The organism is Microbacterium sp. zg.Y909 (genome assembly GCF_024626565.1).
The window spans coordinates 1-2,095 of the sequence record NZ_JANJFJ010000563.1; the positions used below are offsets into that span (position 1 = coordinate 1).

The window sequence follows — 2,095 nt, forward strand, 5'->3', positions numbered from 1 at the left end:
GTGCCGGCAGCGGGCAGATCGAGCTCGAACCCGTGGACCGGCACACCGGAGAAGTTGCAGACGACCGTGACCACACCGCCGTCATCGTCGCGGCGCGCGAAAGCGAGGACGTTCGGGTTCCACACGGGGCCACCCACCCGCGAGAACGCGGCGCCGTCGTGGTCGCGCTGCCAGAGGGCGGGGTGCTCCCGGTACAGCCGGTTGAGCGTCGCGACATAGGAATGCAGCTGCTGGTGTGCCGGCTGGTCCAGCAGCCACCAGTCGAGGCTGCGCCCCTCGGACCACTCCGCGATCTGCCCGAACTCCTGACCCATGAACAGCAGCTGCTTGCCGGGGTGCCCCCACATGTACGCCAGGAAGGCACGCATGTTCGCAAGCTTCTGCCAGTGATCGCCGGGCATGCGGCTGAAGAGCGTGCCCTTGCCGTGCACGACCTCGTCGTGGCTGATCGGCAGGATGAAGTTCTCGCTGAAGGCGTAGACGAAGGAGAACGACAGCTCGCCCTCGTGGTGCGCGCGGTACATCGGATCGCGCTTGATGTACTGGAGCGAGTCGTTCATCCAGCCCATGTTCCACTTGAACCCGAACCCCAGGCCGCCCTCGCTGGTCGGCGCGGTGACTCCGGGGAAGCTGGTGGACTCCTCGGCGATCATCGCGATGCCCGGGAAGCGCTTGTACGCCGTGGCATTGACCTCCTGCAGGAAGCCGATCGCCTCGAGGTTCTCGCGGCCGCCGTGGATGTTGGGGACCCATTCGCCCGGTTCGCGGGAGTAGTCGAGGTACAGCATGGATGCCACGGCATCCACGCGCAGCCCGTCGACGTGGAACTCCTCGAACCAGTACAGGGCGTTTGCCACCAGGAAGTTGCGCACCTCGCGGCGCCCGTAATCGAAGATGAGCGTGCCCCAGTCGCGGTGCTCGCCCCGGCGCGGGTCGCCGTGCTCGTACAGGGTGTCGCCATCGAATCGGGCGAGCGCGAAGGCGTCCTTCGGGAAGTGCCCCGGCACCCAGTCCATGATCACGCCGATGCCGGCCTGGTGAAGGCGATCGATCAGGAAGCGCAGATCGTCGGGGTCGCCGAACCGGCTGGTCGGCGCGTAGTACCCGCTGACCTGGTAGCCCCACGACCCGCCGAACGGGTGCTCGGCGAGCGGCATGAACTCCACGTGCGTGAAGCCCTGCGCGGTGACGTATTCGATGAGCTGGTCGGCGGCATCGCGGTACGACAGCCCTGGACGCCACGACCCGAGGTGCACCTCGTACGTCGACATGGGCAGCGCGTGGGGCGAGCTGCGCTCCCGCGCAGCAACCCAGTCGCCGTCCTCCCATCGGTATGCGGTCTCGGTGACGACGGATGCCGTGCCGGGGGGAATCTCGGCCAGGCGAGCCATCGGGTCGGCCTTGAGGATCCACTGCCCGCCACGGGTGAGGATCTCGAACTTGTAGACGGTGCCGACGCCGATGTCGGGGATGAACAGCTCCCACACGCCGCTGCCGCCGAGCGACCGCATCGCGTGCCCCTGTCCGTCCCATCCGTTGAAGTCGCCGACCACCCGCACCGCCTGGGCGTTGGGCGCCCACACGGTGAATCCCACGCCCTCGACGCCCTGCGGACGGCGCACGTGCGCGCCGAGCGCGAGCCAGAGCTGCTCGTGGCGCCCCTCGCCGATCAGGTGCAGATCGAGCTCGCCGATCGTCGGGAGAAAGCGGTACGGGTCCTCTGCGACGTACCCGCTGCCGTCGTCGTAGGTCGACGCGAGGACGTATGCCGGAGCGTCCGACGCGGCGAACTCGCCCTCCCAGATGCCGGCGCGCAGGTGGTGGAGCGCGACCTTCCGTCCGTCGGCGAGTTCCGCGGTCACCGTCGCGGCGAGGGGGCGGCGTGCGCGGATCACCCAGCGTCCGTCACCGGCGGGATGGATACCGAGCACCTCGTGGGGCGCGTGGTACGAGCCGGTTGCGACCGTATCGAGTATCCGGTCATCGGGCGGGGTCATCGGCGCTCCTTCACGTGCAGGATGTGGGCTGGCTCGTGGAAGGCATCCAGCCGCACGAAGTTGTGGTCGGTCCAGGTCCATTCGGCGCCGCTGACGAG

General features: G+C 68.4%; 2 protein-coding genes. Both read right to left on the bottom strand.

The features are described 5' to 3' along the window. Nucleotides 1-1,997, bottom strand: a 1,997-nt coding sequence (gene glgB, locus NQ160_RS22840; RefSeq protein WP_257517311.1) for a 1,4-alpha-glucan branching protein GlgB, incomplete at its 3' end; no start/stop codon positions are given. Next, on the bottom strand, nt 1,994-2,095 hold a 102-nt coding region (locus tag NQ160_RS25030; protein WP_374113707.1), incomplete at its 5' end, for a hypothetical protein. The genes NQ160_RS25030 and glgB, both read right to left, overlap by 4 nt.